A 14,561-nucleotide genomic window follows, 5' to 3' on the forward strand; every position below is an offset into this window, starting at 1 on the left:
TGCGTTCCTTACTTGCCGTATTTAGCGACGTACCGGTGGCTACGCGGCCGAAAAATGAAAAATTCGGAAGTCGTGGACGACCGATTAGCTGCGCTCGTTCAGGTAGACGTTGTTGAGCTTCTGACGGCTGAAGCCACCGGCGCCGGTGCGCGGCATCTCCACCCAGTCGTACGCGAAGCGCTCGCTGGTGGAGTGGTACGTCGGCAGGAGGATCATGTCGTCCCACATCGCCTCCTCGATCTTGACGTACGCCTCTTCGCGTGCGGCGCGTGCCTCCTCGGTCGGCGCCGTGTTGTTGCTGATGGTGTCCCACGCCTCGGACGCGCGCTGCGGCGCGTCGGTCTCGGAGTCGTCCCAGTCGAGGTAGAAGCCCTGCGCACCGCCCTCCTGGTCGGTGTTGGTGAGCTCCGGAACGACCTGCCCGAGGAAGTTGTCCGCCGCGGGCCAGTCCATGATCCACCCGAGCGAGTAGGCCGCGAGGTTACCGCTGCGACCGCGGTTGAGGAGGGTCGAGAACGGTGCCTCCTCGAGCGTCAGGTTGACGTGTGCGTTCGCGAGCTTGTCGCGGAGGATGGTCCCGAGCCCCTGCCACGTGTCGGACTGGTAGGTCGTGAACGTGAGGTCGTACTCGTTGTTCGGACCGTAGCCGGCTTCCTCCATGACCTGCCGTGCGGACTCCAGGTCGGTCGTGTTGTAGCCGTACGGGTAGTTCTGCTCGGCGTGCTGGTCGTAGGCCGGACCCTGGCCGGGGTAGATGCCCGGCGGGGTGAGGTGGTACGCGCCCTTGCCGCGGCCCTTGAAGACCTCGTTGACGCCCTCTTCCTGGTTCATGGCGTACGCCATGGCCTTCCGGGCGGCCGGCTCGACGTTCTTGGCGTTCAGGCCGATGTAGAACGTGTTGATGGTCGAGTACTTGAGGTAGTTCGCGGTCTCGCCGTTACGCATCGGACCGTAGGTACCGATCTCGCGGCCCTTGGAGTCCTCCTCCTCGACGCTGACCAGGCTCGGGTCGTACTTGGACGTCGGAATCGCGGCCAGGTCGGAGTTCTTGTTCTGGCCGTAGTTGTAGATGGCGTCGGGGTCGCTGATGACCTGCCAGTGGACGCCTTCGACGAACGGGACCGGACCGTGGTAGTTCTCGTTCCGGACGACCGACGCCTGCGTGTTGGTCTCCCAGTTCTCGAACTCGAACGGGCCGGCGCCGATCGGGTTGTTCCGCGAGAAGTCCTCGTAGGCCATCTCGCCGTCGTAGCCCTCGACGTCGCCGACGATTCCCTCCGGAACCGCGGAGAACGAGGTGTACGCCAGCATCTCGAGCGTCGGCGCGAACGGGTTCGTGAGCGTGATCTCGAGGGTCTTCTCGTCCACGGCGTTGACCGCGAGCGAACCGGGGACGTAGGCGCCCTCGGAGTCCGTCTCGTGCTGGACGTTCATCGCGTACGAGAGGATGAAGTACGAACGAGCCGTGTGCTCGGAGCCCGCCAGGCGCTCGAACGAGTAGACGAAGTCGGACGCGGTGACCTCGTCACCGTTGTGGAACTGCGCGTCCTTGAGGTTGAACGTGTACGTCTTGTAGTCGTCCGAGATCTGGTAGTCCTCCGCGAGGAGCGGCACGACTTCGACCTCCCCGTTGGGGTAGTTCATCAGGGCGTCGAAGACCTGCTGGATGACTCGACCGGACGCAGTGTCCGTCGCGGCCACTGGGTCGAGTGTGCTCATCGTGGAGTTGGTCAGCTGGAACGTCATGTCCAGCATCTCGCGGTCTTCCGTGTCGCGAGTGGTCTGTTCGGTGGCGGTGGACGTGTCGTCATCCGCCGTGGTGTCGGTGTCGGCTGGGCCGTCATCGTCGTTCCCACCGATACAACCCGCGATTGCAACCGCAGAAGCTGCGCCGCCGGTCGCCTTGAGGAAGCGACGACGGTCAATGCTGTTACTGTCTGTCATCCCACGCACCCCTTTCGAGACGATATGGTTAAAATTACCGTTATGGTCTGTGGCCGTTTTACATACCCTAATGTTTAAGTTACCCCCGTCGCCGTCTGCGTGTCTCTCCTGCCGCCCGTGGTATGCGTTGGCACGATATAGTTGCTGGTAACACACCGCTCATATAGGGAGACCTTACTCTCCGTTCGCGGTACCTATCCATCGAGTGAGAAACTCGGTTGTCGATTCGACGCGTTTATGAGTGGGCATGACAAAGCACCGCACATGGCAGCTTCCGAGTCCGGTTCGTCGGAGTTCCCCGACGAGCGCGACGTCGTAGCGTCTGTCGATGGTGAGGGCACCAGTCAGGACTACGTCATCGCAGACATTACAGAAGACGGCGCCTGGCTTTCGATGCGCGCGGACGACGCGCCGGACCTCCCATCCTGGCGATAACGGACGCACTTCTCGCAGTCGGTTCTCGCGCGCGGTTCTTCCGGCGACCCCCACTGGCGAGTCTCGCGACCGCCTGGCGCGGCCGCGCCGCGAATCCAGACACACCACCTTTTTGCCACCGTCCGCCGTTCACGTTGACATGCACTACCGGGAGGTCGCCACCGAACAGGAGTTCCTCTGCAGACTCGAGACGGGCGGCGACTGGCGCACGCAACTGGAGACGCTGGCCGCCGACGAGGACCTGGCCGCCGCCTGGTTCACCGGGCTTGGCGCGGTACAGGACGCGGAGGTGTGGTTCTACGACCAGGATACCTGCGAGTACGACGCCGTTACCTTCGACGAACCGCTGGAGGTGGCGGCGTGCGTGGGGAACATCGCGGACCTCGACGGCGACCCGTTCGCCCACACCCACGCCGTCCTCTCGCGGCCGAGCGGGCGCGCACTCGCCGGCCACCTGAACGCTGGCACCGTCTGGGCCGGCGAGGTGTACGTGCGGGCGTTCGACCGTCCACTCGTCCGGGAACACGACGACGTGACCGACCTGGACCTCTGGCTATAGATGCGCGAGGCTGACGAACGGTACTTCGAACGGATCGAATCGCGACTCGACGAGGCGTTCGACCTCGCCGAGCGCGCCAAGGACAACGGGGGCGACCCCGAACCCGAGGTCGAGATTCCGACGGCGCGGGACATGGCCGACCGCGTCGAGAACATCCTCGGCATCGAGGGCGTCGCCGAACGCGTCCGCGAACTCGAGGGGGAGATGAGCCGCGAGGAGGCGGCGCTCGAACTCGTCGAGGACTTCGTCGAGGGGACCGTCGGCGACTACGACAGTCGTGAGGGCAAGGTCGAGGGCGCGGTCAGGACCGCCGTCGCACTCCTCACCGAGGGGGTCGTCGCGGCCCCCATCGAGGGCATCGACCGCGTCGAACTGCTGACGAACGACGACGGCACGGAGTTCATCAACGTCTACTACGCCGGCCCGATTCGTTCCGCCGGCGGGACCGCACAGGCGCTCTCCGTGCTCGTCGCCGACTACGCCCGCGCCTTGCTCGACATCGACCAGTACAAGGCACGGGGCGACGAGGTCGAGCGCTACGCCGAGGAGGTCGGTCTCTACGACAAGGAGACGGGCCTGCAGTACTCGCCCAAGAGCACGGAGACGAAGTTCATCGCCGAGCACATGCCCATCATGCTCGACGGGGAGGCCACTGGCGACGAGGAGGTCTCCGGCTTCCGCGACCTCGAACGGGTCGACACCAACTCCGCCCGCGGGGGGATGTGTCTCGTCCTCGCAGAGGGCATCGCGCTGAAAGCCCCGAAGATACAGCGCTACACCCGGAACCTCGACGAGGTCGACTGGCCGTGGCTCCAGGACCTCATCGACGGGACGTACTACGACGACGCCGGGGACGAGGAGGCGGGCGACGACGACCAGGACGCCGACGACGCCGGTACGGCCGACGCCGACGAGGGCGGCGACGCAGCAGAGGACGCGGACGACCCGTCGGGACCGCCCCGCGTCGAACCGGCGGCGAAGTACTTGCGCGACCTCATCGCCGGACGGCCCGTCTTCTCGCACCCGAGCGAGTCCGGCGGTTTCCGACTCCGGTACGGGCGCTCGCGCAACCACGGGTTCGCGACGGCCGGCGTCCACCCGGCGACGATGCACCTCGTCGACGACTTCCTGGCCACCGGCACGCAGATAAAGACCGAACGCCCCGGCAAGGCGGCCGGCGTCGTTCCCGTCGACAGCATCGAGGGACCGACGGTCCGCCTCGCCAACGGCGACGTCCGACGGGTCGACGACCCCGAGGAGGCCCTCGAGATACGCAACGGCGTCGAACGCATCCTCGACCTCGGCGAGTACCTCGTGAACTACGGGGAGTTCGTCGAGAACAACCACCCCCTCGCGCCGGCCTCCTACACCGTCGAGTGGTGGCGCCAGGAACTGGACGACGCGGGATGCGACGTGCAGGCGCTACAGGACTCCCCCCGGGTCGACCTCTCCGACCCGAGCGCCGAGGACGCGCTGTCGTGGGTCGAACACTACGACGCGCCGTTGCACCCGAAGTACACGTACGTCTGGCACGACGTCTCCGTCGCACAGTACGACGAACTCGCCGACGCCGTCACCGACGGCTTCGTCGAGGACGGCGTCCTCCACGTCCCGCGCCGTGGCGACGTGCGCGAGACGGTCGAGACGCTGCTGAAACCCCACCACCAGACCGCGGACGAACTGCTGCTACGTGACTACGTCCCGTTCCTGCGGAGCCTCGGCGTCGACGAGGACCTCACGCGGACGTGGACGCTCGACGACCTCTCCGAGCACGCCCTGACGTGGGGGACGGAGGACGCCGCCAGCGCCGACCCGGACGACGACCGACCGACCGGCACCAACGCCATCGAGGCCGTCAACGAGGTGGCTCCCTTCCGGGTGCGAGAGCGCGCACCGACGCGCATCGGGAACCGGATGGGCCGCCCCGAGAAGTCCGAGTCCCGCGACCTCTCGCCCGCCGTCCACACCCTGTTCCCCGTCGGCGAAGCCGGCGGGAGTCAGCGCTCGGTCGCCGAGGCCGCGACGCACGCCCCGGACATGCAGTCGACGCCCGGACGCATCGACGCGCAGGTCGGCACCCGCGAGTGCACCGCCTGCGGCGAGCAGTCCTACAGGACGCGCTGTCCCGAGTGCGACGCCCGGACCGAGCCGTACTACTGGTGTCCCTCCTGCGAACGGGAACTCGAACTCGACGACGCCGGTCGCGTCCACTGCGACCGGTGCGAGGTCGACGGCACCAGCGTCGAGTTCCACGAACTCGACCTCAAGGCCGAGTACCGGGACGCCATGGCCAGCGTCGGCGAGCGCGAGAACGCTTTCGGGCAGCTCAAGGGCGTCAAGGGGCTCTCATCGGCGAACAAGACGCCCGAACCGATGGAGAAGGGCGTCCTCCGGGCCAAACACGGCGTCACCGCGTTCAAGGACGGTACGGTCCGCTACGACATGACCGACCTGCCCGTCACCGCCGTCCGGCCGAGCGAACTCGACACCACGGCCGACCAGTTCCAGGCGCTCGGCTACGAGACCGACGTCCACGGCGACGAACTCCGCCACGACGACCAGCTGGTCGAACTGAAGGTCCAGGACATCGTCCTCTCCGACGGCGCGGCCGAGCACATGCTCAAGACCGCCGACTTCGTCGACGACCTGCTCACCCAGTACTACGACGTCGAACCCTTCTACGAGATGGACGAGCGCGAGGACCTCGTCGGCGAACTCGTCTTCGGGATGGCCCCCCACACCTCCGCCGCGACCGTCGGCCGGGTCGTCGGGTTCACCAGCGCGGCGGTCGGGTACGCGCACCCGTACTTCCACGCGGCGAAGCGCCGGAACTGCGACGGCGACGAGGACTGCGTCATGCTCCTTCTCGACGGCCTCCTGAACTTCTCGAAGACGTTCTTGCCAAACCAGCGGGGTGGAAGGATGGACGCACCATTGGTAATGTCCAGTAGAATCGACCCGTCCGAGATCGACGACGAGGCGCACAACATGGACATCATGTGGGAATACCCCAAGGAGTTCTACGAGGCGACCCGGGAGCTGGCCGACCCGGAGGACGTCGAGGACGTGATGAAGATAGCCGAGGAGACGCTGGGGACGGACCGGGAGTACACGGACTTCGCCCACACCCACGACACGACCGACATCCACCTGGGGCCGGCGCTGTCGGCGTACAAGACGCTCGGGTCGATGCAGGACAAGATGGACGCGCAGTTACACCTCTCGCGCAAACTGCGTGGTGTCGACGAGACCGACGTGGCAGAGCGCATCATCGAGTACCACTTCCTGCCGGACCTCATCGGGAACCTCCGGGCGTTCAGTCGGCAGGAGACGCGGTGTCTGGACTGTGGCGAGAAGTACCGGCGCGTCCCGCTGACCGACGACTGCCGGGAGTGTGGCGGCCGGGTGAACCTCACCGTCCACCGTGGGTCCGTGAACAAGTACATGCAGACCGCCATCACGGTGGCCGAGGAGTTCGGCTGCCGGGACTACACCAAACAGCGACTGGAGAAACTGGAGAAGGCGCTGAACTCGGTGTTCGAGGACGACACGAACAAGCAATCCGGCATCGCCGACTTCATGTGATACCCGGCGTCTGCCGTCGGTTCTCCCCGCCCGAGTTTGGGGCGCTCCCGAGTAACCGGGCGAGGACAGGGGTCGAACCGGGTGAACGAGCGCGTTCCGGGGGCCACGTGACGGGGCAGCACAGAAACAAGGCCTTTAAGCGGGTTTTGCCCGTATCCCGCTGATATGAAAGTTGCCGACGCGATGACGCCGCGTTCAGAGCTGGTCACCGTCGAGTTGCCGGGCACTCGCGACGACGTGCTCGAGTACCTCCAGGACCACGGGTTCTCGTCGGTTCCCGTGGTCAAAGAGACCGACGGGAAAGAGGCGTACCGCGGTCTCGTCTCCCGCGACCTGCTCATCGAACGACCGGACGAGGACCAGTTAGCGCTCCTGATGGACGAGGAGGTGCCGACGACGACCCAGGACACCGACCTGACCGAGGTCGCGCGCCTGATGGTCGAGGAGGGGGAGCGACGCATCCCAGTCGTCGACGGCGAACTGGAGGGCATCGTCACCGTGACGGACGTCGTCCACGCCATCGCGTCGGGGGACGTGGAGACGGACGCCGTCGTCGGTGAACTCGCGTCCCGCGACGTGAACACGACCTACAGCGGCACACCGCTGCCGGTCGCAGAGCGCGAACTCTACTTCGCGAACGTCCCCTACGCGGTCGTCCTCGACGACCAGACCGACCTCGCCGGCATGCTGACGGAGGTCGACATCCTCGAGGTCGCCCGCATCGTCGAGGGCGAGGACGACACCGGCGACTCCATCGCGAACCAGGACGACGAGTGGATGTGGGAGGGCATCAAGGCCGTCGGTGGGCGCTACCTGCCGACCCGGAACGTCGAGATCCCCACCGAACCCGTCTCGGAGTTCATGACCGCGGACCTCATCACCGTCTCACAGAAGATGAGCGTCCTCGACGCCGCACAGCTGATGATCCGCCACGACATCGAGCAGATTCCGATGGTGTCGGGCGAACCGCTCGTCGGCATCGTCCGGGACGTGAACCTGCTGGAGGCGCTGTATGACTGAGACGAAGACCGTCGTCGAACTGGCGAAGCGACGCGGGTACTTCTTCCAGGCGAACGGCGCGTACGGCGGCGTCTCGGGCTTCTACACGTTCGGCCCGCAGGGCGCGGCGCTCAAGCAGAACATCGAGGACACGTGGCGCGACCGGTTCACCATCCAGGAGGGCAACCTGGAGGTCGACGCGCCGACGGTGGCCCCCGAGGCGGTGTTCGAGGCGTCGGGTCACCTTGACGGCTTCGACGACATGCTCGTGGAGTGCCCGGAGTGCGGCGAGAGCCACCGGGCCGACCACATCATCGAGGACAACACCGACATCGAGGACGCCGAGACGCTCCCCATCCCGGAGATAGAGGACCTCGTCGCGGAGTACGAACTCGTCTGTCCGAACTGCGGCGCCGGCCTCGCCGGTCAGGCGGTGACGACGTTCAACCTGATGTTCGAGACGAACATCGGTCCCGGTTCGTCCCAGCCGGGCTACCTCCGACCCGAGACGGCACAGGGCATCTTCGTCGAGTTCCCGCAGCTGAAGGAGTACGCCCGGAACCAGCTTCCGTTCGGCGTCACCCAGATCGGTCGCGCGTACCGCAACGAGATATCGCCCCGGAAGTCCCTGCTCCGGGTGCGCGAGTTCACGCAGGCGGAACTCGAACTGTTCGTCGACCCCGAGGAGGACGAACCGAACCTCGAGGCCGTCCGTGACGTCGCCGCGCCGCTGTACTCCGCCGAGATGCAGGCTGACGCCGACGCCGAGGCGACGGAGTGGACCATCGGCGAGGCCGTCGACGCGGGCGTCATCGGCGACGAGTGGGTGGCGTACTACCTCGGTATCGCCAGGCAGTGGTACGACCGCGTCGGCGTCGACATGGGCCGGTTCAGGTTCCGGCAGCATCTCCCGGGCGAACTGGCCCACTACGCGGCCGACTGCTGGGACGCCGAGGCGGAGGTCGACGGCGACTGGATCGAACTCGCCGGCTTCGCCTACCGGAGCGACTACGACCTCTCGAAGCACGCGTCCCACTCCGACGACGACTTCACGCTGTTCAAGCAGTACGACGAGTCGAAGACGGTCGAGCGCGCGACGGTCGACCCCGACATGAGCTACCTCGGTCCCGAGTTCGGCGGCGCGGCCGGCGCCATCGCCGAGGAACTCGAGACGCTGGCCGGGCGCGACCGGACGGCGTTCGACGGCGACGCGGTGACCGTCAGCGTCGACGGCGAGAGCTACGAGATACCGACCGAGCACGTGAACTTCGGCGTCGAGGAGGTCACCGAGGCGGGCGAGCACATCACGCCCCACGTCGTCGAACCGTCCTTCGGCGTCGACCGCGCGCTCTACACCGTCGTCCACCACGCCTACCGCGAGGACGAGGTCGAGGGCGAGGCCCGGACGTACCTCGCGCTCGAACCCGAGGTGGCCCCGACGTTCGTCGGCGTCTTCCCGCTGACGGACCACGACGGGCTGCCCGAGCGCGCACTGGACGTCACCCGCGACCTGCGCGACGCCGGCCTCTCGGTCACCCACGACGACTCGGGGTCCATCGGTCGGCGCTACCGTCGCCAGGACGAGGTCGGCACGCCGTTCTGCGTCACCCTCGACGCTGACCCGGCGGGCACGGCGACCGTCCGCGAGCGCGACTCGACCGAGCAGGTTCGCGTCGACCTCGACGACCTGGTCGACGTGCTGACCGACCTCCGAACCGGCGACCGGTCGTTCGACGACCTGTAAGATGCGCGACGAGGTCGCCCGGCGACTGGTCCACGCGAGCGGCGCGATACTGCCTACCGCGTGGGTCGTCGGACAGCTCGACGGCGTCCCGACGCTCCCCTGGTCGGTGGTCCGCACCGTCCTGTTGCTGGCGACCGCGGTAGCGCTGGGACTGGAGTTCGTCCGGTTGTTCGTCGGTCTCGACTGGGTCATCTTCGAGAAGCTCACCCGCGAGTACGAGCAGGAGAACCTCGCGGGCTACGCGCTGTACATCATCGGTGGAACGGTCGCTGGCGTGCTGTTCATCCCGGAGGTGGCCGTCCCGGCGATGTACATGCTGACCATCGGCGACCCCATCAGCGGACTGCTCGGGTCCGGCGAGTTACAGACGGTCAAGCGACCGCGCGTCCTCGTCGCGATGTTCGTCGTCTCGCTGGCGTTCGCGCTCCCCTTCCTCCCGGTGCTGGCGGCGACGGCCGCCGCGCTGGCGGCGACGCTGGCCGACGGGGTGAAACCGGTGGTCGCGACGTACGTCATCGACGACAACCTCACCATCCCCATCATGGCGTCGGTGACCGCGGCCGCGGTACTCATCGTGACCGAGTACCCGGTGTACCCCATCGTCGTCTGACCCTGGCGGTCGACGGCCGCCCGTCGCGCCGTCTCGCCCGGCGTTTCACTTTCGCCGCGGTCGGCGAACCCTTAACAGCGACGACGACGAACGCCGTAGTGAATGGCGACGACCGACGGGGAGTCCATCGAACATCCCCTGCTCACGTCCGGCGTCCTCGAACGGCGACTCTACCAGCTCAGGCTGGCGGGAACCGCCACCGGGGACCACACGCTGGTCTGTCTCCCGACCGGACTCGGGAAGACGACGGTGAGTCTGCTGGTGACCGCACGCCGACTCGACGAGGTCGGGGGCCGGTCGCTCCTGCTCGCGCCGACGAAGCCGCTGGTCCAGCAACACGCCGAGTTCTACCGGGAGGCGCTGCAGATACCCGACGACGAGGTCGTGGTGTTCACCGGCGACGTGCGGCCGGACGACCGGGCGGAACTCTGGGAGGACGCGACCGTCGTGATGGCGACGCCGCAGGTCGTCGAGAACGACCTCGTCGGCGGGCGCATCTCGCTCCGGGACGTGACGCACCTGACCTTCGACGAGTGCCACCGGGCGACGGGCGACTACGCGTACAACTACATCGCAGAGCGCTACCACCAGGACGCCGAGGACCCGCTCGTCACCGGGATGAGCGCCTCACCCGGTGGCGACGAGGAGGAGATACTCGACGTGTGCGAGAACCTCGGCATCCGCGAGGTCGAGGTGATGACCGAGGAGGATGCCGACGTCTCCGAGTACACCCACGACACCGAGGTCGAGTGGAAGAAGATACAGCTCCCCGAGGAGGTCCTCGACATCCGGGACGGACTGAACGAGGTCATCTCCGACCGGCTGTCGAAGCTCAAGGAACTCGGCGTGACGCGCAAGACCTCGCCCGACCTGTCCGAGCGGGACGTCAACGACATCCAGTCCCAGCTACGGGCGATGATGAACAACGACCAGTCGGCCGGCTACAAGGGGATGAGCCTGCTCGCCGAGGTGCGAAAGCTCCGGACGGCCGTCACGTACGTCGAGACGCAGTCGGTCGAGGCGACCTGCCGGTACTTCGAGCGCCAGCGGAACGCCGCCCGGGCGTCGGGCGCGTCGAAGGCGAGTCAGCGCATGGTCTCGGAACCGAAGGTCCGCGAGGCCATCCGGAAGGCGGAGTCGTTCGACGACATCCACCCGAAGTACCGCGAGGCGCGCATCCTGCTCGCCGAGACGCTCGGCATCGAGGACGGCGAGCGCGTCATCGTCTTCACCGAGTCCCGCGACACCGCCGAGGCGCTGACCGACTTCCTCTCGAACCACTTCGAGGTCCGCCGGTTCGTCGGGCAGGGCGACAAGGACGGCTCCGACGGGATGACCCAGAAACAACAGCAGGAGACGCTCTCGGCGTTCAAGAACGGCGAGTTCGAGGTGCTCGTCTCGACCAGCGTCGCCGAGGAGGGACTGGACGTGCCCGAGGTCGACCTCGTGCTGTTCTACGAACCCGTCCCGACGGCCATCCGGTCCATCCAGCGCAAGGGCCGGACCGGGCGACAGGACGAGGGACGGGTCGTCGTCCTGATGGCCGAGGACACCCGCGACGAGGCCTACTTCTGGATATCGCGGCGCAAGGAGAAGCGGATGGAGTCCGAACTCCGCGACCTGAAAGGCGTCGCCGACGAGATGACCGAGGAACTGGACGACGGCCAGACCAGCCTCGGCGAGTTCGACGGCGGCGACGGTGACGCAGCGAGCGACCCGGCCGAGGACGTCGAACCGGGACTGCAGGAGTTCGGTTCGACCGACGGTGGGTCGGGAGGCGGCGAGGACGACGACGAAGACGAGGACGAGGACGACCCCGACGTGAACGACGAGGACGGCCCCGACGAGGAAGACGACGGCGTCGTCGCCACGCCCGAGATGGACGGCGAGGACGACGCGGTCGAGATCGTCGTCGACCAGCGCGAGATGGACTCCTCGATTCCCCGCGACCTCTCGACCCGGGACGACGTGACCACCCGACTGGAGACGCTCTCGGTCGGCGACTACGTCCTCTCGGACCGCGTCGCCGTCGAACGCAAGTCCGTCTCCGACTTCCTCGACACGTTGACCGGGAGCGACCGGTCGGTGTTCGAGCAGATACGCGACCTCTCGCGTCACTACGCCCGGCCGGTCCTGGTCGTCGAGGGGACGGACAGCCTCGTCGGGTCGCGGGACATCCACCCGAACGCCATCCGGGGCGCGCTGGCCTCGCTCGCGGTGGACTTCGGCGTGAGCGTCCTCCGGACCGAGAGCGAGGCCGACACCCGGGACCTGCTCGCCGTCGTCGCCAGTCGCGAACAGACGGCCAACGACCGGTCCGTCTCGGTCCACGGCGAGAAGTCCAAGAAGACCCTGACCGAGCAGCAGGAGTACGTCGTCGGGTCCATCGCGGACATCGGCCCGGTCACGGCACGGTCGCTCCTCGCACACTTCGGGACGGTCGAGGACGTGCTCTCGGCCCCGGAGGAGGACCTGCTGGACGTCGACGGCGTCGGGTCGGTCACCGCGGAGCGAATCCGGACGGTCGTCGGCAGCCAGTACGAACCCTGATTCTCGCCCGTCTCACCGGCGCAACGCGTCGAGTGCGTCCGCCGCCTCGCGAACAGTCGTCAGGTACTCGCGTGCGCGGGCGGGGTCGTCGGTGGTCGCCGCCGCGTCGCTGAACCGCCGAATCGTCGCGACGATGGCGGCCTCGGCCTCGTCGAACTCGCCGTCGCCGGCGGCGTCGGCGTCGGCGTCGGTGGCGCCGGCGGTGGTGGTACGGGTGGGCACCGACGCGCCGGTGCGCTGGCCAGCGCTGGCGGGTCCACTCTCGGGAGTCTGTTCTTCACCGTCGTCGCGTCCGAGCGACTCGCCAGTCCGTGACGGCGGGGCGCGACGGGACGCCTCCGCCGGCGACGCCGGTGGCTGGGTGGTCGTCTCCTCCGGAGGCGCCGTCTCGTCCCCGGCCGCCGCTGCCTCGGCGGACTGGTCGGGTTCGACGCCGGACTCGGCCGCTGGCGCCGTCTCGGCGTCGACCGTCTCGGGCGCCTCCTCGACGGCCGCCGCCTGCCCGGCGGCCTGGCACGTCGGGCAGAACTCCTGGCCGTCGTACCGGAAGATCGGGTCGCCACACCGGTTGCAGTGCTTGTTCGTCATCGTCGCACCCTTCAACAGCAGTTCGCTCATGCGCCGCGTCGACTCGCGTTCCTGCTCCTCGGCCTCGAACTGCTTTCGAAGTTTCTCCCGCTCTGCTTCCTTGTCGAATTCGCTCATACCCGTCCAGAGTACGTCAGAGACCGAAAGCCCTGCGACTGTTCGGCGGCCTGTCGGGTTCGCGGGCGGCGACCGAACCGGTCGCCGTCGGGCAGGTCAACAGTGCCGACTTCGACACGTTTAACCGGGAATCGGGTGCAGTTTCGAGTGTTATGGCGAAAGTTAGCGTGGTCGGCGCGGCCGGAACGGTCGGGGCCGCCGCAGGCTACAACATCGCACTTCGTGACGTGGTCGACGAACTCGTCTTCGTGGACATCCCGGACAAGGAAGACGAGACGGTCGGACAGGCCGCAGACGTGAACCACGGCGTCGCGTACGATTCGAACACGACGGTCCGCCAGGGCGGCTACGAGGACACCGCCGGCTCCGACGTCGTCGTCATCACGGCCGGCATCCCGCGCCAGCCCGGCCAGACCCGCATCGACCTCGCGGGCGACAACGCACCAATCATGGAGGACATCGGCTCCTCGCTCGCCGAGCACAACGACGACTTCGTGACGGTGACGACCTCGAACCCCGTCGACCTGCTCAACCGCCACCTCTACGAGACGGGTGACCGCGACCGGAACCAGGTCGTCGGCTTCGGCGGCCGCCTCGACTCGGCGCGCTTCCGGTACGTGCTCTCCGAGCGCTTCGACACGCAGGTCCAGAACGTCGAGGCCACCATCCTCGGCGAACACGGCGACGCGCAGGTCCCGGTCTTCTCGAAGGTCCGCGTCGACGGTGCCGACCCCGAGTTCTCCGACGACGAGAAAGAGGAGATCCTGGGCGACCTCAAAGAGAGCGCGATGAACGTCATCGAGCGCAAGGGCGCGACCGAGTGGGGCCCGGCGACCGGCGTCGCCCACATGGTCGAGGCCATCCTGCACGACACCGGCGAGGTCCTGCCGGCGTCCGTGACGCTCCAGGGCGAGTACGGTCACGACGACGTCGCCTTCGGCGTCCCGTGCAAACTCGGCTCGAACGGCGTCGAGGAGGTCGTCGAGTGGGACCTCTCCGAGTACGAGCGCGACCAGCTCGGCGAGGCGGCCGACAAGCTCGGCGAGCAGTACGACAAGATAGCGTAACGACGGCAGTCGGCGCCCGCGACTAACGGCGTGCCCGCACGTACGCTACGGGTCCCCGTCGCGGGACGACCTGGGCGGTCCCGCGACCTCGGTACGTGCGGAACGTGCGTCCGACTCCGATACTCGAACGCCGAGCAGTTCTGCCCACTCCCGGAGACGGGCAGTGTGATCGTCTGCGGCCATGGGTCGTATGGGACGCATCGACACGAATAATCATAACTGTTGTCCCGACTCTCGCAGCCTGAAGATAGGCGTTCTGGGCCGGTGGATTGGGGGCGTTCCGACGGCTCCGTCCCCCGCCGGCGACGCCGGTCGTTGCCTGTGCGACCAGGCGCGTGCTGGTGTCGAAGCGGTCCCGGGTGG

The 14,561-nt window shown here is 67.3% G+C and carries 10 protein-coding genes; 8 read left to right on the forward strand and 2 right to left on the reverse strand.

What is annotated here, in order from left to right; translation table 11 throughout:
- Nucleotides 1-84 precede the first annotated feature (84 nt).
- On the reverse strand, nucleotides 85-1,944 hold the full coding sequence (locus tag ACSC1W_RS15380; RefSeq protein WP_435348442.1) for an ABC transporter substrate-binding protein: 1,860 nt from the start codon (nucleotides 1,942-1,944) through the stop codon (nucleotides 85-87).
- 264 nt (nucleotides 1,945-2,208) lie between these two features.
- On the opposite strand from ACSC1W_RS15380, the gene ACSC1W_RS15385 reads away from it, so the two are divergent.
- The 7 genes from ACSC1W_RS15385 (at nucleotide 2,209) to ACSC1W_RS15415 (ending at nucleotide 12,426) form a co-directional block, all read left to right on the forward strand.
- Complete coding sequence (locus ACSC1W_RS15385) at nucleotides 2,209-2,379, forward strand: DUF7556 family protein (RefSeq protein WP_435348443.1); 171 nt, start codon at nucleotides 2,209-2,211, stop codon at nucleotides 2,377-2,379.
- Between the two features lie 139 nt (nucleotides 2,380-2,518).
- A complete protein-coding gene (locus ACSC1W_RS15390; RefSeq protein ID WP_435348444.1) occupies nucleotides 2,519-2,938 on the forward strand; it encodes a PPC domain-containing DNA-binding protein in 420 nt (139 codons plus the stop codon).
- Complete coding sequence (locus ACSC1W_RS15395) at nucleotides 2,939-6,523, forward strand: DNA polymerase II large subunit (RefSeq protein ID WP_435348446.1); 3,585 nt, start codon at nucleotides 2,939-2,941, stop codon at nucleotides 6,521-6,523.
- Between the two features lie 165 nt (nucleotides 6,524-6,688).
- On the forward strand, nucleotides 6,689-7,543 hold the full coding sequence (locus ACSC1W_RS15400; protein WP_435348447.1) for a CBS domain-containing protein: 855 nt from the start codon (nucleotides 6,689-6,691) through the stop codon (nucleotides 7,541-7,543).
- Nucleotides 7,536-9,266 (forward strand): glycine--tRNA ligase, encoded by a 1,731-nt coding sequence (gene glyS, locus ACSC1W_RS15405; protein ID WP_435348448.1) that lies wholly within the window; start codon nucleotides 7,536-7,538, stop codon nucleotides 9,264-9,266. Before ACSC1W_RS15400 ends, glyS begins: the two co-directional genes overlap by 8 nt.
- A gap of 1 nt (nucleotide 9,267) precedes the next feature.
- A complete protein-coding gene (locus ACSC1W_RS15410) occupies nucleotides 9,268-9,876 on the forward strand; it encodes a dolichol kinase (protein ID WP_435348449.1) in 609 nt (202 codons plus the stop codon).
- Between the two features lie 102 nt (nucleotides 9,877-9,978).
- A complete protein-coding gene (locus ACSC1W_RS15415) occupies nucleotides 9,979-12,426 on the forward strand; it encodes a DEAD/DEAH box helicase (RefSeq protein ID WP_435348450.1) in 2,448 nt (815 codons plus the stop codon).
- Between the two features lie 12 nt (nucleotides 12,427-12,438).
- Here ACSC1W_RS15415 and ACSC1W_RS15420 read toward each other — a convergent pair whose 3' ends face one another.
- Nucleotides 12,439-13,131 (reverse strand): Sjogren's syndrome/scleroderma autoantigen 1 family protein, encoded by a 693-nt coding sequence (locus ACSC1W_RS15420; RefSeq protein ID WP_435348452.1) that lies wholly within the window; start codon nucleotides 13,129-13,131, stop codon nucleotides 12,439-12,441.
- A gap of 152 nt (nucleotides 13,132-13,283) precedes the next feature.
- Between ACSC1W_RS15420 and mdh the strand changes: the two genes are divergently transcribed.
- The gene (gene mdh, locus ACSC1W_RS15425) at nucleotides 13,284-14,198 is read left to right on the forward strand and encodes a malate dehydrogenase (RefSeq protein WP_435348453.1); all 915 of its coding nucleotides are present in this window, start codon (nucleotides 13,284-13,286) and stop codon (nucleotides 14,196-14,198) included.
- Nucleotides 14,199-14,561: the final 363 nt, after the last annotated feature.

The organism is Haloarchaeobius marinus (genome assembly GCF_051207415.1).
Taxonomy (GTDB): Archaea; Halobacteriota; Halobacteria; order Halobacteriales; family Natrialbaceae; genus Haloarchaeobius.